The organism is Shewanella inventionis, from assembly GCF_019931735.1.
GTDB lineage: Bacteria > Pseudomonadota > Gammaproteobacteria > Enterobacterales > Shewanellaceae > Shewanella > Shewanella inventionis.
In genome coordinates, this window is the sequence record NZ_CP082926.1 from 532,953 (window position 1) to 555,927 (window position 22,975).

Here is a 22,975-nt window from a genome sequence, read left to right on the forward strand (position 1 = left end):
GTTCATTTGGCCTATCAGTGCATAACCTAAAATAAGATAGGATCCTGTCTTAGAGATGATTAATGCGCTCAACTGCAGCGGGCAAAAATATTTCACTGACGATAAGTTGTGAGCAGTGCAAGTTAAAATAGCGTCTACGCCCCCACAAACTAGAGTTAACTTGTTGATTTAAGCTGGTGGCGAGAGCTGCAAGACGTCCGCATGTCTCAAATTTTGCAACCTCAATAGAACCAGGTGTTATATTGGGGCTAGAAAACAGTAACTCACCCAGTGGACGTGTGCCTAATCGGGTAAAATGATTACTTTGAGTGTGCAATATGTTTTGCGGGATCAATGTGCGTGCAAACACCCAAGGTGTACCGTCCAGGCACAATAATACTTCACGGATCCATACTGGCTCATTATGGCTTGGAAATTCGTCTTCAAGCGGCGTGAGTAAATGCTCCCCTAAGACCTTGACTTCAAAATGAGTGCAGTGAGTTTTGAGGCGTTGAGTTAAACTGCCTGTCGCGAGTAACCAGTCTTTTAGTTGGTTATCTGGCAATGATTGTATTTTTTCTGGCGAAAACCAATGAATTGATTCACCATATGGAAAGCTAACACTGGTCACGTTCATCTAAAACTCGTTACAATATACCTCAACAGCAATAGTCTACCATGTCATGAATGACCAAACACACCTCAAGGTGTGAACAACATGGCCGATTTAATTAACGTTACATCTTTAGGAGTGTCTCTCATTATGAAAAAATGGCTTTTAACGTTAGTTATGCTGTGTTGCGCTTCGTTTAACTTGCACGCCGCTGAAGAAGGTTTGGAAGATTATGCTTATTATGGTTTCGAGCCTGATATTGTCACCAATTACATTTCTAATCGTAAAAAACTAGGCTTTGTGAAAATCAGTGTAGAGTTGATGGTTAAAGATCCTAACGATCTTGTGAGCTTAGAGCACCATGATCCTCTACTGCGCTCCGCTATTGTTGAAATATTAGGAAACCAGGCTGAAGATAAAGTGAAATCGTTATCTGGTCGTGAAGAGATTCGCCGTGAGTGCTATGAAACCGTAAACCGCTTGATGCAACAAGAAGTCGGTAAGGCGATAGTGGTTAATTTACTATTTACTAAATACCTATACGATTAATGAGTCGTTCACATTCTGTCGGGCGAGCCAAGCAGCATGCTAAGCGCTCGCCAACACAGCAAAAGAAAACGTTTAATCACGTTATCACCCCTAAAAAACTGCATCCCCGTAATGCCCATCAACATGGCTATGACTTTGCTCGATTAACTGCAGTTATGCCTTCGTTAAGTGCTTTTGTGCGTGCAAATCCCTATGGAAACCCCTCAATTGATTTTGCCGATCCTAAAGCGGTAAAGTGCCTCAATGCAGCCTTATTGCTCAGTGACTATAAGATAAAAAACTGGGATATTCCCACTGGATACTTGTGCCCGCCGGTGCCTGGGCGAGTTGATTATCTGCATTATATCGCTGACTTATTAGCGCATAAAGGGGCTGTGGTTAAAGGGAGCAGCATTCGCGTCTGCGATATTGGTACTGGAGCGAATGGTATCTATCCGATTTTAGGGATTCAGACATACGGCTGGCAGTTTGTCGCATCAGACATTGACCCTGTATCGATTAGTAATGTGGCGGCCATTGCCAACAGCAATCCTAATATTAAAGCGAATTTGCAATTAAGAATACAACCGGATCCACAACATATTTTTCATGGGATTATTGCTGAAAATGAACGTTTTGATGTCACTATGTGTAATCCGCCGTTTCATGGCTCGTTAGCTGAAGCCGCTGCTGGTACATTGCGAAAAGTCACTAACTTAGCAAAAAGCCAACAGCAAAAACACGGTAAAACATCGCACAGCTTAACGGTTACACAAACTAATCCGAGGTTGAACTTTGGCGGGCAGAAAGCGGAGTTATGGTGTGATGGTGGTGAATCGCTATTTTTGACCAACATGATCAATGAAAGTAAACAATATGCCAGCCAGGTTTTATGGTTTACCTCATTGGTGTCTAAATCAGACAACCTTAAACCGTGTTATCAACGGCTCAAACAATTAAATGCGGCAGAGGTAAAAACCATTGAAATGACGCAAGGCAACAAAATCACTCGCATATTAGCGTGGAGTTTTATTCCTGCCGATTTACGTCAACAATGGGCCAACATGCGGGTGTAATAAACCTTACTGGGGTGTGGCGTTTGCCTTAAGAGCATCAAAGTCGATAGTTTCACTGCCGTGATACACTAAAAAGTGTCGCCCTTTGGCCCGGGCAATCAGGGTAATCCCTAGTTGCTTGGCTAAATCTAACCCCATTTGAGTGACGCCGCTGCGCGACAGTAATACTGGTATGCCCATTTTGGCAACTTTAATCACCATTTCAGAGGTTAAGCGGCCGGTGGTGTAAAAGATTTTATCACTGCCAGTTTGCTCATCTAACCACATGTCACCGGCTAATGTATCAACAGCATTATGACGACCAACATCTTCAACAAAGGCTAATATTTTATCGTCCTGGCAAATGCCGCAACCATGAACAGCACCTGCATTTTTATAGGTTTCGTTATACGCATTGATGTTGTTGAGTAATGCATAAATTGTAGATTGTTTTAATGCTGGCGTAGGTAATGAAATGTTATCTAAACCTTGTAAAAAACCACCATAAACCGTGCCTTGCCCACATCCAGATGTGACCGTTTTTTCAGCCAGCTTTTGTTCAATATCGTCTGAAACCTCCTGCGTGATAACTGCGGCTGAGCTCACTTCCCAGTCAACAATTACCGACTCCAACAAACTTAAGTCACTAATAAAGCCCTGATTTTTAAGATAGCCAATGGTCAACGACTCGGGCTTAGCGCCTAAGGTCATGAGCGTGACGATGGGGCGCCAATTTAAATACACAGTTAGCGGACGTTCACATGCGACAAACTTATCAACCACAACCCCTTGGTCGTCAACGGCTTTAACCGCAAGCGTTAATGGTACCTGGGTGGCTGTTTTTACAAATTTAACAGGCTTGCGAGCTGAAGATGTTGCCGAAGCGGATTGAGTCATAGGTAAGCCTCTAGGGGAATTTTTATTGAAGATGTTGGCACAATTGAATCGCTTCATCGTTTGTTTAGCATAGCAATTATTGTTCCCTAAACTTAAAAGATCTTACTTAAGCGTGATCTGGCGCAAATCTTTAGCATTTCAATACTTTTTACGCGTATTAATGTCCCAGTCTGCATTGCAGTGTGGACATATTGTCCTATTGTTAACGGGTAAATTGAGATCGAGTTCAAAGTAAATTTTACTTTTTAGTTGGCATCGATTTTGCTCTTACTAGCTAAAGCAATTTAACAATACGTGACTTATTGGGCACGTAATAACGTCAGAGGTCAGCATCAATATGCAACATAACGACAAGATATGGCCTATGTATGTGTCACTTAAAAAAGTGTCAGTGCAAACTGGGCGGTGGACATCAGTGCGTTGGGAGCTCGAACACATGGTGCCCGCTACCCAAACTAAGCCAGAAAATGCAGTGCTCGTTCCGCTTGAGCTTTATAAAGATCAGCGTGGTAGCTACCGTATTAATCTCGATATGGATAATCCAACGCTATACATAGTGTGTGATCAGCTGAGTGACGGCTCCTGGGTACCAGCTTTTATTTCTGCGGATCAAAATGTCAGTGCCGGCTGCCTCGAGTCTGATACTCCCGTGTTGAACATTCCTATGCCGAGTGCGATTGCCTGTTGGATAGAAGCCTTTATTACTCGTCATGGCGAAGTAGAAATTAGCGCACACCGTCGTAAGCATGTTAATCGCCGTAAAAATGAAGGACCAAGTGCAAACCGTCCAGGAAGTATGCAATGAGTGGTCAAGATGGCTTACTGAGTCGTTGGGAGCTACGTCGTCAACGCGTTGCCGCTGAAGCTGAGCAGCAAGCGCTTGATACTAAGGATAGTGAATCGCTTGAGCTGGTATCCGAAGCAACAGAGCCTGCAGAACTTGACGATACTTTACCGGATGTAAGTCCTGAAGAAGAGCCATTACCTGATCCAACCACAATTGAAGTGGGTGGCAGTTTTGCTCGTTTCATGGCTAAAAATGTTGACCCGACCACCAAAGCTGCAGCATTACGAGCACTTTGGAAGCAACCACAGTATGGTCACATTGATGGCTTATTAGAATATGCACTGGATTACAGCAATCAACCGATTTTATCGGCCGATGTATCAGCAGAACTTGCCGGAAAAGTGTTTCGTTATGTGGTTGAGAAAACCAAGATTACAGAAGATGAATTGCTTGCTGATTCTGAGGCCGAAATGGCTAGTGATGAAGCAGTGGCAACCCAAATAAACAGTGAAACAGAATCGACAGAAGTTGATGAGTCGTTAGTCATTACTCAGCAATCGGAAACGTTATCGGCTAACGCTCAAGTGCAGGATGATGACCTGCTTGAGCAAGCTTTTGCCAGTGATGAGGCTAAAGGCTAACAGACCCTTGTATCTCAATATGTTATTGATAACGGATCGGGAATGCAGTCAGTCGATTTAATGAGTTGATGTGAATAACAAAGTGTTAGTTGCAGGAGTGAGCCACTGCATTAACCAGGTATAAAAACCGATATTAGGAACGCAATGACCATAATAAAAAACCAACCAATGCTGAAACAAGCTCGGCAGCAGGTGATGGCGAATACTCAGATTTTACAAAATCTGATCCCGCCAACCGTCAGCTATACCACTCAGGGCAATGTGCTAGTTATTGGCCCAGAAGATCTTGCTCGATTGGCCGCGGACAAATTGTCCACTATGAACAGCTGCGTCATTTTGGCTAATGAAGCCATTACCAGTCAGGATGAAGCCCATCTTGAAGCAGTAATGAGTGCCGCCACTCAAGTAGAAAGTTATTACAATAAGTTAGTCAGTATTAAAGGCTTTTTAGGCCAGTTTCAGGTCAAGGTAGAAAGCGACCACAGCGTGAGTGAATTAAGTGTGGTAGCAATACGTCAAGCTCACTTTGATATTGTTCTCGACTTAAGCTGTAGCCCAAGCATTAACCTAGAAATGTTACCTCCAGGGTATTTTTATGTTGGCCAAGATCAGGCTTTGCTTGCCGATGCGTTAGCACAAATTCCGGATTTAGTCGGTCAATTTGATAAGCCTCGATACGTAAAAGTGAGCCATGATATTTGCGCACACAACAAGCATGGTTTAAATGGGTGTAATCGCTGCCTCAATTTTTGTCCTGCAGATGCCATTAGCAGTGTGGCGCAAAAAATCGAAATCGACCCATATCTTTGCCATGGCGCTGGCAGTTGTACTAATGCTTGTCCAACAGGGGCATTAAGTTACGATTTACCCACCCCAAAATCATTACATGCATATCTTGAAAAACTAGTGAGTCGCTTTCGTCTGCAAGCGCAAACGGCTCCTGTAGTGTTATTTCATGACAATGAGGCTGGTGCACAGTTTATTACAGACGAATTAAGTGGTGATGTACTGCCTGTGGCAATGGAAGAAATAACCGTAGCCAGTATAGATCATTGGATGACCGCACTCGCCTATGGCGCACGTGAGATTCTTATTTTAAATACGCCGCTCACCGCGCCAACGTTAACCCAGATGCTAAAAGGTGAACTTGCACTTGCGAATCGTATTTTAGATGAAATGGGCCAGCCACAGCGGATCCGCTTAATTAGCCCAGCCGATCTCACCGATTTATATCCATCATTAGCAATTAGCCTTGCATGGCCTGTTATTATGCCAATGGTGCAGGAGCCGGCAAAACTCGAGCCGACAAATAACCCTAAACGCAGTCAGTTGTTCCAAGCTATTGACCATCTCAACAGCCAGGCTGCCGCAGTTGATAATACATTAGTGCTGGCCAATATCCCTTACGGTGTGGTGAGCATTAATAGCGACAAATGCACATTATGTATGTCGTGTGTGGCCACGTGTCCCACTCAAGCATTAAAAGATGGCGGAAATACCCCCGCGCTTAAATTTACAGAGCAAGACTGTGTGCAATGTGGATTATGTGAAGCAGCATGTCCTGAAAAAGTTATCAGTTTAGCGGCTCAAATAAACTTTAATACCCAACAGCGCCAGCAAGTTCAAATACTAAAACAAGAACCTCCTTTTGAATGCATACGATGCGGTAGCGAATTTGCCACCCAATCCATGGTGCACAAAATGATAGAAATGGTCGGCGCGCACAGTGCGTTTAGCGCCAATATTGAGCGTTTGAAAATGTGTGGCGACTGCCGAGTAAAAGACATGTTTGAAGACATCCTTGACGATCCAGAAAAGCAATTGCGATAAGAGATCTGTTATGACTGAAACAATAAGACAAATTAACGAAAACGACCAATTAAGAGCAGATATTTATCAGCTATTGGCCGCATTATTGCGCCGCCAACCGAGTACCGAGTTATTACAGTTTTTAGCTGATTTAGACATAGAAGTCGAAGACGGCAACGCCATGAGCGACGCCTGGGTTGCATTGAAGCAAGCAGCACAAAAAAGTAATACAGATACTTTAGAAGATGAATATTTTGCCATTTTTTTAGGTGTAGGCAGCGGTGAAATTATGCCTTACGGCAGTTGGTTTATGACGGGTTCATTAATGGACAAACCCCTAGCCGCATTACGCAGTGACTTAATGCAGTTAGGGTTTGAACGCGAAGAAAACGTCAAAGAACCCGAAGATCATGTCGCCGCATTATGCGAAGTGATGGGGTGCCTCATTTTAGAAGCTCCAGGTTATCGCCAATTAGCGTTTTATCAACGCCATATTGGTAGCTGGATTATTCGCTTTTGCGACAATTTGGCTAAAACACCTAGTGCTAAGTTTTACGTTGCGGTTGCGCAACTGGCTAACGCCTTTTTTACGGCCGAAGCTAACGAATTTGAACAGTTAAGTTTAAATATTCCGGTGAATTGTCCAGGTAGTGCTGACTTAGATCCAGTAGAAGAACAAGCTGTGCAAATTAACTAAACCGGATGATGGTCAACTGGCCACATCTTTTTATTAACAAGGAGACATTATGAGTAAGCAAGCTTCCGACATGGGTCGTCGCCAAATGCTAAAAGCATTAGCGCTCGGCAGTGCGGCAGGTGCTGTTGCTAGCGTAAGTGCACCCGCACTTGCTCAGGTAACTAAACCGTCTACACAGGAGCCTACGGGCAGTAACTACCGCGAAACAGAGCATATTCGTAACTACTATGCTTCGTTAAGCAAATAACAAAGGAGAGTGTGTGATGCGATTAACCCGCAAATCAGACACAGTCGAGACTAAAACAACGTCTGGCTTAGGTCTTAACCGACGTCAATTCCTCAAGTCTGCCAGTTTGGCGACAGGTGGTATTGCCGCAGCGTCAATGCTTGGTGCAGGTATGATGCGTAAAGCTGAGGCAAAAGATGTGCCTCATAACGCACCAACTGAAGTGAAAAGAACCATCTGTTCTCACTGTTCAGTGGGTTGTGGTATTTATGCTGAAGTACAAAATGGGGTGTGGACAGGGCAAGAGCCTGCATTCGATCATCCATTTAACCAAGGTGGACATTGTGCCAAAGGTGCTGCACTGCGTGAGCATGGTCACGGTGAAAAACGCTTAAAATACCCAATGAAATTAGAAGGCGGCAAGTGGAAGCGTCTTTCATGGGAGCAAGCCATTAATGAAGTTGGCGATAAAATGGAAACGATTCGTCAAGAGTCTGGTCCAGATTCAGTTTACTTCATGGGCAGCGCCAAATTTTCAAACGAACAAGCTTATTTATATCGCAAATTAGCAGCAATGTGGGGCACTAACAATGTCGATCACTCTGCACGTATTTGTCACTCTACCACGGTAGCTGGTGTAGCAAACACCTGGGGCTACGGTGCGCAAACTAACTCGTTTAACGACATCCGCAACTCAAAATGCATGATGTTCATCGGTTCTAACCCATGTGAAGCGCATCCAGTAGCGATGCAGCACATTTTAATTGGTAAAGAGCGCGGTGCAAAAATCATTGTTGTTGATCCACGCTTTACTCGTACAGCCGCTAAGTCTGATGAGTATGTGCATATTCGTCCAGGTACCGACATTCCATTTATTTATGGTCTGTTATGGCACATCTTCGAAAACGGTTGGCAAGATGATTCGTTCATCTCTCAACGTGTATACGGCATGGAACGTATCCAAGAAGAAGTGAAAAAATATACGCCAGAAGAAGTTGAAAATGTAGTTGGTGTACCTAAAGCGCAAATGTATCGTGTTGCTAAAATGATGGCAGAAACCAAACCCGGCACCGTAGTATGGTGTATGGGTGGTACTCAGCATCACGTTGGTAACGCTAACACTCGTGCATACTGTATTTTACAGCTAGCCCTTGGCAACATGGGTGTCGAAGGCGGCGGAACCAATATTTTCCGTGGTCACGATAACGTACAGGGTGCCACAGACTTTGGCTTATTGTTTGACAATTTACCGGGTTACTATGGTTTAACAACTGGTGCATGGGACCATTGGGCTAATGTGTGGGATCTCGAGCCAAGCTGGATTAAAGGCCGTTTTGATCAGGCACAATATCTTGGGCAAGATCCGCAAACCTCGGCAGGTATTCCTTGTTCTCGTTGGCATGATGGCGTGTTAGAAGACAAAACCAAGATTGCGCAAAAAGACAATATTCGTCTCGCATTCTTCTGGGGTCAATCTGTTAACACTGAAACCCGTGGCCGTGAAGTGCGTGAAGCTCTGAACAAAATGGACACCGTAGTCGTTGTCGATCCATTCCCAACTATGGCGGGTGTTATGCACGAACGTCAAGATGGCGTGTATCTATTACCTGCGGCAACTCAGTTTGAAACCTATGGCTCTGTGTCTGCGTCAAACCGTTCGCTTCAGTGGCGCACGCAAGTCATTGATCCATTGTTTGAGTCGTTACCTGATCACATCATTATGTACAAGTTGGCTAAAAAATGGGGCGTTGCAGAGCAATTCTGTAAGCACATTAAAGTCAATGGCGAAGAGCCATTAGTAGAAGATGTGACCCGCGAGTTTAACAAGGGCATGTGGACCATTGGTTATACAGGTCAAAGCCCTGAGCGATTGAAAATGCACCAAGAAAACTGGGGCACGTTTGATGTTGACTCGTTAGAGGCACCAGGCGGTCCAGCTAAAGGTGAAACCTATGGTCTACCTTGGCCATGTTGGGGTACACCAGAAATGAAGCATCCAGGTACGCAAATTTTGTATCGTACCGGCCGTGAAGTAAAAGACGGTGGTGGTAACTTCCGCGCGCGTTATGGTGTTGAGCATAATGGCAACAACATTCTTGCCGAAGGGTCTTACTCAAAAGGATCTGAAATTCAAGACGGTTATCCAGAGTTTACCGCTGACATGCTTAAACAGCTTGGCTGGTGGGATGACTTAACCGCTGAAGAAAAAGTACACGCGGAAGGGCAAAACTGGAAAACCGATATTTCTGGTGGTATCCAACGTGTGGCGATTAAGCATGGTTGTATCCCGTACGGTAACGCGAAAGCGCGCTGTATCGTGTGGAACTTCCCTGATGACATTCCATTACACCGTGAACCGCTATACACACCTCGTCGTGATTTAGTGGCTAAATACCCTACTTATGAAGACCGCATGGTTGCACGTCTACCAACACTTTATAAGTCTATTCAAGATAAAGACTTTGCAACCGACTTCCCATTAGCGGTTACTACAGGTCGTTTGGTTGAATACGAAGGTGGTGGTGAAGAAACCCGTTCAAACCCATGGCTTGCAGAACTTCAGCAAGAAATGTTTATCGAGATCAACCCAGCAGATGCTGCAGATCGCGGTTTACGTGATGGTGACGACGTGTTTGTTCACAGTCCAGAAGGGGCAAAGATCACCGTTAAAGCAATGGTGACACCACGTGTTATTGCAGGTGAATGTTTTATGCCATACCACTTTGCGGGTGTATTTGAAGGCAAGAGCCTAGAGAAAAACTACCCAGAAGGCACGGTACCTTACGTTATTGGCGAATCAGCTAACACTGTAATGACCTATGGCTATGACGTTGTGACTCAGATGCAAGAGACTAAGTCTAGCTTGTGTCAGATCAGCAAAGCCTAACAACACTTGATGAGGAGATAAGCCATTATGGCAGTCATGAAATTTCTGTGTGACACCAAACGCTGCATCGAGTGTAACGGTTGCGTCACAGCTTGTAAAAACGAGAACGACTCTGCTTTAGAGTGGGGTATTCAACGTCGCCGCGTGGTGACACTTCACGATGGTGAACCAGGAGAAGCATCAATATCAGTTGCTTGTATGCACTGTACCGACGCGCCTTGTATGGCCGTATGTCCTGCAGACTGTTTCTACCGTACCGAAGACGGCATAGTATTGCACAACAAAGATACCTGTATCGGTTGTGGATACTGCTTCTATGCTTGCCCATTTGGTGCACCGCAGTTCCCTAAAAAGACTGCATTTGGTAGCCGCGGTAAAATGGATAAATGTACATTCTGTGCGGGTGGCCCTGAAGAAGATCATTCTGATGCAGAGCGCCAAAAATACGGTTCAAACCGTATTGCAGAAGGTAAATTACCTATGTGCGCCGAGTTATGTGCAACCAAAGCGTTACTTGCGGGCGATGCAGGCATAGTGTCTGACATTTACCGTCAACGTATGGCAACACGCGGTAATCCAAATGTGATTTGGGGCTACAATCCTAAAACAGGCGAAATGATCTAACCGAGCATGGGCTGCGATTAAGTTCGCAGCCACTTAAGGAGTGACAATGTTAACTTTAACGTTAAACAAATCACTGCGCAGGATGTTTGCTCTGTTGGTTCTGTGTATGGGATTAGGATTGGCCACATCGCCGGTGTATGCCGCTGATGAACAATCTAGCCAGCAACAAGCAACGTCTAAATCCAGCGATGCAGATCTCTGGCGTGCAGTAAAAGCCGGCGAACCGGGATACAGTACAGATAAAGCGTTAGAAGCCGATGTACTTATCAATGTCGCCGGCAATGAAGGAAAGGCATTGCGAAATACCTACCTAAAACCTGCAATCGGCTTAGCCGTAATAGGGGTTTTTGGTGCCTTTTTAGTGTTTTACTTAGTCAATGGTCCATCTAAACTGAGTAAAGGCTTTTCAGGTAAAATGGTGCTTCGATGGAACAAAAGCGATCTGTGGTTACATTGGATAATGGCAGTATCTTGCCTCACACTAATGGTAACGGGCATTGTTATTATGCTCGGACGGCATTTTCTTGCGCCTTATGTGGGCGAAGGAATATGGGCCGGACTCATTGCATTTTGTAAGTTTACTCACGATTGGTCTGGACCCATTTTTATGGTGTCTTGGTTGTTGTGTGTGATTAAATGGATGCCATTACAAACCTTTAAAATGTATGATTTAAAATGGTTTTTAGTGGTAGGTGGCTACATTAATTTTGGTCCGTTTAAAGGCAAACATCCAGACAGTGGATTTGCCAACGCGGGTGAAAAAATGTGGTTTTGGACCTTAGCTATTTTTGGTCTAAGCATCAGTGCTACAGGCGTTATGCTGGTGTTCCCAACACTGGAATTACCTCGTGAGCTGTCAATGATTGCCTTGCTGATACACGGTGTTAGTGCGACGATTTTAATCGCATTTACCATTGTGCATATTTGGATGGCAACCGTACTCAGTGAAGGTGGTATGGAGTGTATGGTATCTGGCTATTGTGACGAAAACTGGGCTTCGCAGCACCATAATGTGTGGTACGACGAAATCAAAGCCGATGGCACGTTAAAATACAAAGAGTAAGCCTATAAAATAAGTGCGAATCCACTTGTTCATGATAGAGATAAAACACCTTGTTAGGTTACTGACAAGGTGTTTTTTATTGGCATTTTTTGTTTTGGCTGATTGCGGCATGGTGAGTTTAGCGGTGTGATTAATATGACTATGATCAAAGGCTATCCTCATGAGTAGAGAAAGAGGTATGTTATTAAATATGGTGAAAATGACCTGTTTAGCTCGCTTAAACGATATTTTTTACTAAAACGACTTAAATATAAAAGAGGCTGTAATGGCAACGCCCAAAAATGATACAACGTCTGTTGATGACAATATGGATGAGATTGTTGATGATAGTGTTGCTTATGATATGTCACAACGAGGTCGTCAGAGTGAAGATCCTTTAGAGGCAATTAAAGCGATGCGTTTAGGTCAGTTGGCTGTTTGTCGCCTCAAAACTGAGCAAGAAATGCAGACTATAGTGAGTAAAAATACCAAAACAGTCAGCCAAAACGTGAAAACTGATGATTAAAGTGGTTCACTTTATTGTATGACTATTTGAATATTCATTTTTTTGTGACGTCATAGCACTGTTGTTAGGGGGAGAATCGTTGAATATTTCTCAATTGCATCACAAAGAACTTGCGATTGCCAAATCACTATTAGAAAACCCAGGCTTGGCGGTAAAAATAACCAATTTTATAGGTTCGCCAATTGAAAAAGGGTTGGCATTACTGCCTGCTAACTGGAATAAAAATATCGCTAAGGTCACCGAAAAATCACTAATGAAAGCCTCAGAAGCGGCTATTTTTACCATGAAAGACAGCCCCGGTGAGATATCATCGAATCGTTGGCATAAACTAGGTGTTGCGGTGAGTGGTGGCGTGGGCGGTTTTTTTGGCTTAACAGCCATTGCCGTTGAACTCCCTGTATCTACTACCATTATGTTGCGATCGATAGCTGATATTGCCCGTAGCGAAGGTGAGTTGATTACCTCGTTAGAGACAAAAATGGCCTGTTTAGAAGTGTTTGCTTTAGGCGGCGCCAGTGATTTAGACGACAGCAGCGAGTCTGGATATTTTACCGTGAGAGCAGCGTTGGCTAAATCGGTAACCGAGGCCGCTGAGTTTATGGTTAAAAAAGGCATAACCGATGAAACCGCACCGCTCTTGGTTAAGCTTATCAGTCATATTGCTGAAAAATTTGGCGTACAAGTTACTCAAAAGGCCGCGGCTCAAGCTATACCGGCCATTGGCGCCGCTGGTGGTGCCATCATTAACACCTTGTTTATTGACCACTTTCAAGACATGGCAAGAGGCCACTTTATTGTACGTAAGCTTGAGCGATTATATGGGTATGATACCGTTAGAACCGCGTACAATTTGTTGCCGAAACACGTGAGTTAACAAGTGGTAAGGTGTGTAAAGGTATGTGAGGCCCAGATTGTTATTGCCGGTAAGAGGCGTAACTTGCTTGGCCTAACTAAGCATCAATGCAACATGAGTGGGATTTTCTTGCATGTGTTGATATTGCGCCGCCATGTAATAGATGAAAAGAACGATGTTGTATTAGCAATAACTGGCTGGTAGTTTGCATTTTCGTTAGTTTATCGTTTTTATGAGTGAGGCAAGTATGATTCGATTTTTTTTTAATATTATTGAGCCTATTGATGGTGTTGCCGTCGGTTTTTGCAGCAGAGCCTGTCAGCTACAATAAAGAGTTAGATGGCTTTGATTATCCCTTTGAAGTCCAAACGTTTAATTTTAATTCGCAAAAAAACGATTTAGCCATGCGTTATATGGACATTGGCGACAAAAATACCAAAAAAGTGATTGTACTTTTGCATGGTAAAAACTTTTCTGGTTACTACTGGGAGCAGGTTGCAAACGATTTATTAGCGAAAGGCTACCGAGTGATTATTCCTGATCAAATCGGTTTTGGTAAATCCACTAAACCCGACTTTTATCAATACAGTTTTGGCCAGTTGGCGTTAAACACTAAGTTATTACTCGACAGTTTACACATTAATAAAATTGATCTTGTCGGTCATTCAATGGGCGGCATGTTAGCAACAACATTTGCGGTTAACTATCCAAACGCGGTAAATAAGCTTATTTTGATTAATCCTATTGGCTTAGAAGATTACAGCCGGTATGTGCAATTTAAAGACGTTAACTTTTTTTATAAAAATGAACTCGCCACCAGTGTTGATAAAGCCAGAAATTACCAGAAAGCCAATTACTATGATGGTAAATGGTCAAATGAATATGAAAAATTGTTAGCGCCGTTACAAGGCATGCTTGCAGGCGATGATTGGCCAGTGATAGCGTGGAATAATGCCTTAACCTATGGCCCAATATTCTCAGAAAACATTGTCGATAGGTTTTCGCAAATCACCAGTGAAACGATACTAATCATTGGTACCCGAGATCAAACTGGGCCTGGCCGTGGCTGGTTAAAAGAAGGGGTCACTAGAACATTAGGTGACTACAAAACACTGGGTGTGAATGCCCACAAGTTAATTAAAGGCTCAACATTAATTGAACTTGAAGGCTTAGGTCATATGCCACAAATTGAAAACTACCCAGTATTTATAAAGGCATTTGACCAAGCGCTAGCTGATTGAGCCGTACGATTTAAGCGACATCACCCTTATATTGTTTGATGAAATGACCTAACGTGCAGCCTAATTTGTAATGAGCAACAAAAGCATGTTATGAACAAAACACCTTATTGGCTAACGAATAAGGTGTTTTTTATACCTTTTTATCAAACAAGTATTATTGCTGCAAAAATAACCTTGAAAGACCAACAGACCCTAATATTTGGCTTATGGTTGCGAGTGATGATGTTTGCCCGCAGTTAATAGGTTTGTTGGTGATGGGCACAGAGGCTCTTATGGATATGGCAACGTTGTGATCGTAAGTGTTATTAAACTGAAAGTACAAAATAGGAGTGCGGCATAATGGAATACCAATTTGTTAAGGGGCAGGTAGGTGATATCGTGGCGGTACTTTCGTTAATACCTGAGTTTAGCCATCTCACCTCTGAAGCCGACATCGTTGCGAGATTGGCAGGTAAACAGAGTTTGATTTTAGTGGCGACCCACAATGCCAGACCGATAGGTTTTAAGATAGGCTACTCGCTTAACGATACTGAATTTTATAGCTGGTTAGGTGGCGTTATACCAGCGCATCGAAAGATGAAAGTGGCTTCGCAATTGCGCCAACAGCAAGAGGCTTGGGCTATTGCGCATGGGTTTAACGTGCTTAAAGTTAAATCCATGAACCAATTTCCCAATATGTTACACATGCTTATTTCAAGTGGTTATCAAATTTGTGGTTATGAAAATAATGGAACAATTGAGAACAGTAAAATAGAGTTTGTTAAAACGCTCTAATTTTATGCACGTTAATGCGATGGCATATCAAAGGTATGACTTCTTTACATGTAATGATTTAATGCTGCCGGGTTTTCGTTTGCTCAGGTAGAATGCCCCCACTGAGCGTTTATTTTTAGGTTTAATCTATGCAAATCAATCGTGTACTACTAACCGCTATTGGTAGTGTTTTACTCGCAATGGTCACTATCCAGTCGGGTGCTTCACTAGCGAAACAACTTTTCCCGATTATTGGGCCTGAAGGCACCACAGCACTGCGTTTAGGTTTTGCCGCAGCTGTTTTGTGGTTAGTGTTTCGCCCTTGGCGTGCTTTGCCTAAGGGACGGGATTGGCAGAGTATTATTATTTATGGTCTGTGCTTAGGTGGGATGAATATTTTATTCTATCTCTCGATTGAGCGCATTCCTTTAGGGATTGCCGTTGCGCTTGAGTTTACCGGCCCTCTGGCCGTTGCCTTATTTAGCTCCAAACGAAAAAGTGATTTGTTTTGGGTTGCCTGTGCTATTACGGGTATTTTGCTGTTGATGCCAAGTTTATCAAGTGCGCAAGGGCTTGATATTTTAGGTGCCTTGATGGCATTGGGTGCAGGAGCATGTTGGGCCGGCTATATATTATTTGGCACTCGTACAGGCAAGCAAGCATCTGGTGGTATTACCGTGGCGCTTGGGATGACGGTGGCCGCAGTGGTCTTGGTGCCTGTTGGCGCGGTGAGTCAGGGGTTAGCATTAATTAGCTGGGAAGTATTACCTCTAGGATTATTAGTGGCGGTGTTATCGAGTGCGTTGCCCTATTCATTAGAAATGGTAGCGCTACGTAATATGCCGACTCAAGCCTTTAGTGTATTGATGAGTTTAGAGCCTGCAATTGCTGCATTGGCTGGATTTGTGATTTTAAGTGAGCAACTAACAGTACTGCAGTGGGCCGCAATTGGTTTAGTGATTATTGCGTCAATAGGCAGTAGCTTTACCCCTAAAAAAGCCGTTGAGATGGGGGTATGAATAGATAGGCTAAAGAGCCTTGCATTATGTCAATTAGCGTGCAGATATGAATGGTTAGGTTTTAGGGTGCTATGGATAACGTTCAAATATTAATTGAACGCTAAAACAACGGGTTAGGTGGTGATTTGCCACCTAACCCGATGTGTTTTTTATTTACCACGCCATATCTAAAATTTTACGGCTGGTGGCTAAATCAACTTTGCCGCTTTCAGATAATGCTGTCATGCCGTGGGCTTCTAATGCGTCAACAACTTGAGATAGTTGCGCTTGAGTTACACCATGGTCACGTAAGCGCACTGGTAAACCTACTTGCTTAAAGAAGGCTTCGGTCTTATCAATAGCCTGGTCTACGCGGCTTGCTTCATCACCTTCGGTAATATCCCACACGCGCTCAGCATACTGTACTAATTTTGCGTGTTTTTGCTCTTTTAGCACGCGCCATAGTGACGGCAATATCACCGCGAGTGTTTGTGCATGGTCAATATCAAATAGGGCCGTTAGCTCGTGGCCAATCATGTGAGTTGACCAATCGAGCGGTACACCTGTGCCAATCATGCCATTTAAGGCAGATGTTGCACTCCACATTAAGTTTGCTCGAGCATCATAGTTGGTTGGCTCTGCGACTGTGACAGGGCCAACTTCAATTAATGTGCGTAAAATACCTTCAGCCATACGGTCTTGTACACGAGCATCAACAGGGTAAGTTGCATATTGTTCAAGCACATGCACAAATGCATCAACCACACCATTCGCCACCTGAATTTGGGGTAAGCTGAAGGTTAGTTCTGGGTCTAGCATGGCAAATGTTGGGTAGGCGCAAGGGTGGTTTACTGGAAATTTTCCGCCTTGATAGCTCACAACTGCAAAGGCATTCATTTCTGAGCCGGTCGCTGGCAATGTGGCAATCACACCAAGCGGAATCACTTTGTCGTTAGCCACAGGAACAGGGTTAAAGCCGTGGTGTAGCAAGCTTGTTGTGTCACCGTCGAACTGAGTGGCGAGCGCGATAAATTTAGTGCCGTCCATGACTGAACCACCGCCGACAGCAAGTAAAAAATCGATATTTTCTTTACGTGCAACCTCAACAGCTTTAATCAATGTGTCGTATTTAGGGTTGGCTTCAATGCCGCCAAATTCAAATACTGTGCGGTTACCTAATGCCGCTTTGACTTTATCAAGCGTACCGAAACGCTGCACGCTACCACCGCCGTAAGTAATTAATACTCTGGCATTTGCGGGTACAAGTTGATCTAGCTCTGCGATGCGGTCTTTACCAAAAACAACATGAGTAGGGTTACGATAGTTAAAATTAAGCATATTTGGCGCCTTTTGGTTTTGCGATAAAACAAGAACATATTGCGGTTAAGCCAATCTCTTTAACATTAGGTGTTAAACGTGACGTAAACAGCACGGAAAAATCATGTGTCTATATTAGCCTCTTGAGTCAAAATAAACATACACATAACTGTCTCATTCATGCGCATTCCTGCCTTTTTTGTTTAAAAATGCGGTTTATTTTATAAATATAATGCCTTTTACTGCTTTTTTGGTAACATTGCTTTTAGCGGGCGGTGTAGTGAATATGATCAAGGTGGTACGATGAACGAGATTGCTAAGTTAATGGCGCAGTTAGCACCAAAAGAAGGGGTTAACGATACCTACCTATCAGGTGTGCGTGTTTTTCGCGGTTCACAATACGCCTCACGGGGTCCACTGTGTTATTCCCAGGGCGTGCTGATTGTTGGTCAGGGTAAAAAGCGTGTGTACATAGAGGATCAAACCTTTGATTACGACCGCCAGCATTCTTTAGTGATGACAGTGCCGCTTCCAGTAGAATGCGAAACCTTTGCCAGTATTGAAGAGCCTGTGTTGGTTTTGATGGTTGATATTAACCTGGTGCAGTTAAATTACATCGTTAGGTTAATGGACGAGCATCATCAAATTCCAAAAGACTTAAATGAATCTCGCCAAAGTGGTTTTTTTATTGCCGACAGCACCGAAGACATGGATTGTAGTGTTATTCGATTATTGCAGGCTTTGCAGTCACCCCTAGAGGCTCAAGTGATGGGCGAGGCACTTGTGCTAGAGTTGCTTTATCGATTACTCGACTCACCCAATGCCGCCCCCCTGTATGCCTTGTCGTTAAGTCACACTCGTCTATCTCGGGTTGAAAAAGCACTGAGTTATATTCATAAGCACTATGGTGAGTCTGTTGAGGTTGATACATTAGCGGGCCTTGTGAATATGAGTCCCTCAGCGTTTCATCGCTGTTTCAAAGAGGTGACCTCGTCAACGCCAATACAATATGTTAAAAAAATCCGCTTAAATAAAGCCAGAGAATTACTGCAATTACAGAAAATGAAAGTGAAAGAGGTATCTATTCAGGTAGGCTATGAAAGTACGGCACAATTTAGCCGTGAATTTAAACGCTATTTTGAGCAAAGTCCTGGCGAATTTGCTCGGTTATAATGTGACTTTATATTGCGATATTAATTAAGGCTTTACTATGGCTGCAGATGCACCTACAAAAATCACTTTTTTTGAGTTTTTAACACCCTTAGTGGCATCAGGGAAAAAGACGATTACTATCCGTGATGTTAGCGAAAGTCATTACCAGCCGGGTACTCAAGTTGAGGTTTATACCCTTGAAAGCCATATCAAGGTTTGCGACATCCTCATTTTGTCTGTCGAGCCATTGGCCTTTGACGATATCAATGAGTTTCATGCCGCTCAAGAAAGCTTACCTTTAGATGAGTTAAAGCACCTTATTCAACAGGTATATCCTGATCAGCAATGTCTATTTTTGATTTCCTTTTCGCTAATTGATGCGGGCATCAGTTCTAATACCAATTCCACTAATTATCTGGTCATTCAGCGGGAATTCTGTGCCTTCTAGGCAAGTAATAGGATTGTAGGCATAGTTGCTCTCGGCAACTGCTCCTGCGTTGCTCTACCTCCTGCATCCATGCAGTCGTACGTCAAAATACTATTAAGCAGCATAGAAGGCACAGAAACCCGCCTTGCAGGAGACGCTCAGACAGTCCATTTCTTTGTTGCATTGCCTTAGAAGGGAATAACCATTATTTCAACAATGCGCCTCAAACTGAACAGTCTGAGCGACTCTGATTGGTCACATAATTAATGGAAATGGTATAAATAATTACCTTTCAATTCGTTATCTTTGACGCATCCATGTTTTAGACTTGGTTCACAACAGCAGTGTCTAAAACATGTTCTGCTTAACAAATGTCCTTTTTGAGCTGTGTTAGTTTTTATAACTACTAGTTACCTCACATTTTAGCTACCGCTAAAGTGATATTTTTACCGCCTATTGCTTTTGTATTTAATACCTTGTTATCAATGGTTTTGCTCTCAGGGCTTCATTTCGTTAGGATTTTTTATGTCTACTATTATTCAATCAGTCAGCCAGGAGTTGATTAAACCTTACCAGGCCAATATTACCGTGCCCAATTGGATGATCAGTTCAATGGAACGGGTGATGCAATATTATGTAGATAAAAATTTGCGACTTGACACTATTTCGACCGACCGCATGCCTAAGCCTGTTGAAGGCAAAAAGTACATGTTGTACGCCCATATTCCGTTTTGCCATACCTTGTGCTCGTTTTGTACTTTTCATCGGTTTTTGTTTCGTGAAGATAAAGCGCGCGAGTATTTTGTTGCACTGCGTAAAGAAATGCAGATGGCAAAAGAGTTAGGTTATCAATTTGAGTCTATGTACATCGGCGGTGGCACGACAACCGTGCTTGAAGACGAATTAGCTAGAACAATTGAGCATGCTAAAACCCTGTTTCCAGGCATTAAAGAAGTGTCTTGCGAGTCTGATCCTCAACACTTGGCAAACCCTGAGTTTAAGCAATTAAAAGGATTGGTCGACAGAATGTCGATCGGTGTTCAAAGTTTCGATGACGGCATTTTAAAAATGACTGACCGCTTCGATAAGTTTGGATCGGGACAACAAACATTCGATCGTATTATGGCGGCAAAAGAGTTATTCCCGATTATCAACGTTGATTTAATTTTTGGTTTTAAAGGTCAAAGTGCTGACATTATTCAAGCCGACCTTGACATGGCATCTAAGCTCGACCCGCGCCAAATTACCACTTATCCACTGATGATTACTCACCAAACGCGTAAAAGCGTGAAAGGGACGTTGGCCGCGCCTCATGGTGAAATGGTTAATCAGTACCGTCAAATTTTAAATAGTTTAACAGGCCAGTATAACCAACTGTCTGCATGGGCGTTCGGTAAAACCGATAATGAAGGGTTTGATGAATACGTGATTGATTATGATGAATACCTTGGTGTGGGGTCGGGTTCATTTAGTTTCTTAAATGACACTTTATACGTGAATACTTTTTCGCTTAAAAAATATCAACAGCGTATTGCGCAGGGGCGTATGGCCGTTGAGCAGCAGAAAAAATACCAATTAAAAGAAGTCATGCAATATCGTTTTTTACTGGGTATGTTCTCTGGACGTTTATCTCGCCAGTATTTCCGCGATACCTTTAACGTTAATTTAGACACTGCCTTATTTAAAGAAATGGCGTCAATGAAAGCCATGGGGGCGCTGAAAAATGACCCACTCAATCCAGATGAACTGATTGTGACCGACAACGGGAAAATGTTAGGCCTGTTAATGATGAAAGAGTTTTACTCTGGCATGGACAATGTTCGCGCTCAATTACGTCAACCATTAACCGATTTAGACATGTAGCCTTTGGTTTTGCGCGTATTGCTGCAAGATACGCCAACCTGTATTTCAAGGTTGACGTTTTTGTGACAATCGCTAGATGCAGATATAGGTAAATTCACGTAAGCTTATCCAATCGAATGGATGCTTGGAAAGACCCAATGGCTAATATTCTATTGCTTGCCAATATCAACTGTGACCGTATTTTACGTTTAGATAAACCTTTACAAACCGGTGGTAGGTTTCATTATCAAGATGGTGGCTTACGTCTAGGTGGCGGTGGGGCAAACACCGGCTTAGGTTTGGTGTGGGCTAAACATAATGTGTCGTTAGTGAGCGAAGTCGGCAGTGATGATATTGGCGATTGGATTTTGGCAAAAGCGAGCACTTTAGGTTTAGATTGTCGCCTAGTTCATCGTTTTAGTGGTAATACTTGCGAAATGCTACTGGTGATGACCCCAGATGGCGAGCGAACCATTATTAGACCTCAACGGCCGATCTTTGAATTACCCGCAGCACCAGATTGGCTGCAATGGGATGCGTTTTATATCAACTCATCTGCTAATGGTGCTGAGTTATGGGCGCAAGACGCCATGAACCATAATCCTAATTGCCTGGTTGTTGCGCAGCTTGCTAAAGATCAACGCCCGCGGCCATGCCATGTATTAATAGCCTCAATTACAGATATGCAAGGCCGTTGTAACCAAACGCCGTGGCAGTTTGCTCAAACCATTGCGGGTAATGCATTGCAGCACTTTATTGTGACCGACGGTGATAAAGGTGCGATTGTATATAGTGCTCAAGAGCAGCAACATGTACCAGCTGTGTATGCCGAAGTTGTTGACACCACAGGTGCAGGCGATGCGTATGCCGCAGGTGTTATACATGGTTTATGCCATAAAATGCCAATTACAGATGCGATGCATGAAGGCGCATTATGGGCATCATTTGCAGTGGCAACGCAAAGCTCTATTCCTGGTGACGCCTTGAAAAACTATTTGTTGTAACCTAGGCCCTAGGGCTGTTGCTCTTTGCTGATTGAATTTTGTTCGAATTGAAAACGATTTAATTGAGGCGAATTGACTAGTCATCTAAGCAACTCTTTATTTGCAAAGAATCATTCAACAAAGAGTAAAACGTTTTTAGCCGAACCCCTATAACTGTCATGCGTATGTCATCATTGATGTTTATGATGCTTGCGTCTAACACAATTTGTATCGTAATTGATTGAACTCACAAGTGTGACTTTGCATCGGTACAATCTCCCATTTTATTTATCGCCTTACTCCTCCCCAGTAAGGCTTTTTTTTGCCTAAAAATTGGGTATATTGCTACAAGTGTTTATATGTCAACAGGGATGAGCGGGATGAAGTTAAAGTGGGTAAATCGTATATCTGGGTTGTATTTAGGTGACCAAGTACAGATGCACCATGGCGTAGCTAGTGGTATTAACCAAAAGCATGCCGCCACTCAATTAACCGTATTATTTGACCGAGTCGTTGGTAACAGCGAAGCCGACTCAAAACATCACGGTGGTTTAGACCGCGTATTACATCATTTTCCTCGGGAGCATTATGGTCAGTATCGCCGCTGGGATTTAATGTCTAGCTTTCGTGATGCACCGTCGATGGGGGAAAATATCAGTACGGTTGGCTTAAACGAAGCCCAGGTTAATATTGGTGATATTGTTCAAATTGGTGATGTTACTTTGCAAGTGACCCAACCTCGCTCGCCTTGTTTTAAGCTTAATGTACAATTTGAGCATCCTAAATTTGCGCTGGCTATGCAGGAAAGCCGCATGTGTGGTTGGTTTTACCGCGTGTTATCTGAAGGCGATATTAAGCCAAGTGACAGTATCTATTTAATTGAGCGAAAAACAGATATTAGTGTGGCTCAAGCAATGCAGATTTATTTTTTACCCGAGTTTAATGCCGAGCAGTATCAAGTTTTATTGGCTTGTGAAGGCTTAGCGCAAAGTTGGGTAGAGTCACTGCAACGCCGCCTGGCACAGCAAAGTATCGAAGACTGGGCAATGCGTTTGTATGGTAAAGCCAGTTAAAAATACGGTTAGACAATAACGAATA

At 43.3% G+C, this 22,975-nt stretch carries 23 protein-coding genes; 20 read left to right on the top strand and 3 right to left on the bottom strand.

The annotated features are described in order from the left end of the window. Positions 1-49: 49 nt before the first annotated feature. On the bottom strand, positions 50-616 hold the full coding sequence (locus K8B83_RS02450) for a chorismate--pyruvate lyase family protein (RefSeq protein WP_188740770.1): 567 nt from the start codon (positions 614-616) through the stop codon (positions 50-52). Between the two features lie 126 nt (positions 617-742). Between K8B83_RS02450 and K8B83_RS02455 the strand changes: the two genes are divergently transcribed. Beyond that, positions 743-1,141, top strand: a complete 399-nt coding sequence (locus tag K8B83_RS02455; protein ID WP_188740769.1) for a flagellar basal body-associated protein FliL — start codon at positions 743-745, stop codon at positions 1,139-1,141. Beyond that, positions 1,141-2,196, top strand: a complete 1,056-nt coding sequence (gene rlmF / locus K8B83_RS02460) for a 23S rRNA (adenine(1618)-N(6))-methyltransferase RlmF (protein ID WP_188740768.1) — start codon at positions 1,141-1,143, stop codon at positions 2,194-2,196. The genes K8B83_RS02455 and rlmF overlap by 1 nt, the downstream gene beginning before the upstream one ends. A 6-nt stretch (positions 2,197-2,202) precedes the next feature. On the opposite strand, the gene K8B83_RS02465 is transcribed toward rlmF, so the two are convergent. Further along, positions 2,203-3,072, bottom strand: a complete 870-nt coding sequence (locus K8B83_RS02465; protein ID WP_188740767.1) for a formate dehydrogenase accessory sulfurtransferase FdhD — start codon at positions 3,070-3,072, stop codon at positions 2,203-2,205. A 337-nt stretch (positions 3,073-3,409) separates the two neighbouring features. Here K8B83_RS02465 and K8B83_RS02470 point away from each other — a divergent pair, with 337 nt between their 5' ends. The 13 genes from K8B83_RS02470 to K8B83_RS02530 all read left to right on the top strand — a co-directional run bounded on the left by K8B83_RS02470 (position 3,410) and on the right by K8B83_RS02530 (position 16,177). Continuing rightward, on the top strand, positions 3,410-3,877 hold the full coding sequence (locus tag K8B83_RS02470; RefSeq protein ID WP_188740766.1) for a DUF3305 domain-containing protein: 468 nt from the start codon (positions 3,410-3,412) through the stop codon (positions 3,875-3,877). Next, entirely contained in the window at positions 3,874-4,500 is a 627-nt protein-coding gene (locus tag K8B83_RS02475) for a DUF3306 domain-containing protein (protein WP_188740765.1), read from the top strand. The genes K8B83_RS02470 and K8B83_RS02475 overlap by 4 nt, the downstream gene beginning before the upstream one ends. 144 nt (positions 4,501-4,644) lie before the next feature. Next, positions 4,645-6,330: a 4Fe-4S binding protein gene (locus tag K8B83_RS02480; protein ID WP_188740764.1), complete on the top strand. Its 1,686-nt coding sequence runs from the start codon at positions 4,645-4,647 to the stop codon at positions 6,328-6,330. 10 nt (positions 6,331-6,340) lie between these two features. After that, complete coding sequence (locus K8B83_RS02485) at positions 6,341-7,006, top strand: TorD/DmsD family molecular chaperone (RefSeq protein ID WP_188740763.1); 666 nt, start codon at positions 6,341-6,343, stop codon at positions 7,004-7,006. Positions 7,007-7,055: 49 nt separating this feature from the next. After that, positions 7,056-7,253, top strand: a complete 198-nt coding sequence (locus K8B83_RS02490; protein ID WP_188740762.1) for a formate dehydrogenase — start codon at positions 7,056-7,058, stop codon at positions 7,251-7,253. 16 nt (positions 7,254-7,269) lie between these two features. Beyond that, positions 7,270-10,119, top strand: a complete 2,850-nt coding sequence (locus tag K8B83_RS02495) for a formate dehydrogenase subunit alpha (RefSeq protein ID WP_188740781.1) — start codon at positions 7,270-7,272, stop codon at positions 10,117-10,119. Positions 10,120-10,146: 27 nt separating this feature from the next. Then, positions 10,147-10,743, top strand: coding sequence for a formate dehydrogenase FDH3 subunit beta (gene fdh3B / locus K8B83_RS02500; protein ID WP_188740761.1), 597 nt, complete (start codon positions 10,147-10,149; stop codon positions 10,741-10,743). A gap of 46 nt (positions 10,744-10,789) precedes the next feature. Continuing rightward, positions 10,790-11,806 carry a formate dehydrogenase subunit gamma gene (locus K8B83_RS02505; protein ID WP_188740760.1) on the top strand — a complete coding sequence of 339 codons (1,017 nt, stop codon included), beginning with the start codon at positions 10,790-10,792 and terminating at the stop codon, positions 11,804-11,806. Between the two features lie 265 nt (positions 11,807-12,071). Beyond that, a complete protein-coding gene (locus K8B83_RS02510; RefSeq protein ID WP_188740759.1) occupies positions 12,072-12,311 on the top strand; it encodes a hypothetical protein in 240 nt (79 codons plus the stop codon). Positions 12,312-12,390: 79 nt separating this feature from the next. Next, positions 12,391-13,185, top strand: coding sequence for an EcsC family protein (locus K8B83_RS02515; protein WP_188740758.1), 795 nt, complete (start codon positions 12,391-12,393; stop codon positions 13,183-13,185). A gap of 263 nt (positions 13,186-13,448) precedes the next feature. Further along, positions 13,449-14,405 carry an alpha/beta fold hydrolase gene (locus tag K8B83_RS02520; RefSeq protein WP_188740757.1) on the top strand — a complete coding sequence of 319 codons (957 nt, stop codon included), beginning with the start codon at positions 13,449-13,451 and terminating at the stop codon, positions 14,403-14,405. A gap of 339 nt (positions 14,406-14,744) precedes the next feature. Beyond that, complete coding sequence (locus tag K8B83_RS02525) at positions 14,745-15,179, top strand: GNAT family N-acetyltransferase (RefSeq protein ID WP_188740756.1); 435 nt, start codon at positions 14,745-14,747, stop codon at positions 15,177-15,179. Positions 15,180-15,307: 128 nt separating this feature from the next. Then, positions 15,308-16,177 carry an EamA family transporter gene (locus tag K8B83_RS02530; protein ID WP_188740755.1) on the top strand — a complete coding sequence of 290 codons (870 nt, stop codon included), beginning with the start codon at positions 15,308-15,310 and terminating at the stop codon, positions 16,175-16,177. Positions 16,178-16,330: 153 nt separating this feature from the next. Here the strand turns inward: K8B83_RS02530 and K8B83_RS02535 are convergent, their stop codons facing one another. After that, a complete protein-coding gene (locus tag K8B83_RS02535; RefSeq protein WP_188740754.1) occupies positions 16,331-17,494 on the bottom strand; it encodes an iron-containing alcohol dehydrogenase in 1,164 nt (387 codons plus the stop codon). 282 nt (positions 17,495-17,776) lie between these two features. Here K8B83_RS02535 and K8B83_RS02540 point away from each other — a divergent pair, with 282 nt between their 5' ends. From K8B83_RS02540 to K8B83_RS02560, 5 genes are all read left to right on the top strand, one after another. Continuing rightward, a complete protein-coding gene (locus K8B83_RS02540; RefSeq protein WP_188740753.1) occupies positions 17,777-18,646 on the top strand; it encodes an AraC family transcriptional regulator in 870 nt (289 codons plus the stop codon). A 37-nt stretch (positions 18,647-18,683) separates the two neighbouring features. Further along, positions 18,684-19,073: a N(4)-acetylcytidine aminohydrolase gene (yqfB, locus tag K8B83_RS02545; protein WP_188740752.1), complete on the top strand. Its 390-nt coding sequence runs from the start codon at positions 18,684-18,686 to the stop codon at positions 19,071-19,073. A gap of 504 nt (positions 19,074-19,577) precedes the next feature. After that, complete coding sequence (locus K8B83_RS02550; RefSeq protein ID WP_188740751.1) at positions 19,578-20,915, top strand: coproporphyrinogen III oxidase family protein; 1,338 nt, start codon at positions 19,578-19,580, stop codon at positions 20,913-20,915. Positions 20,916-21,052: 137 nt separating this feature from the next. Continuing rightward, positions 21,053-21,898, top strand: a complete 846-nt coding sequence (locus K8B83_RS02555; protein ID WP_188740750.1) for a PfkB family carbohydrate kinase — start codon at positions 21,053-21,055, stop codon at positions 21,896-21,898. A 359-nt stretch (positions 21,899-22,257) separates the two neighbouring features. Beyond that, complete coding sequence (locus K8B83_RS02560; protein WP_398410115.1) at positions 22,258-22,950, top strand: MOSC domain-containing protein; 693 nt, start codon at positions 22,258-22,260, stop codon at positions 22,948-22,950. Positions 22,951-22,975: the final 25 nt, after the last annotated feature.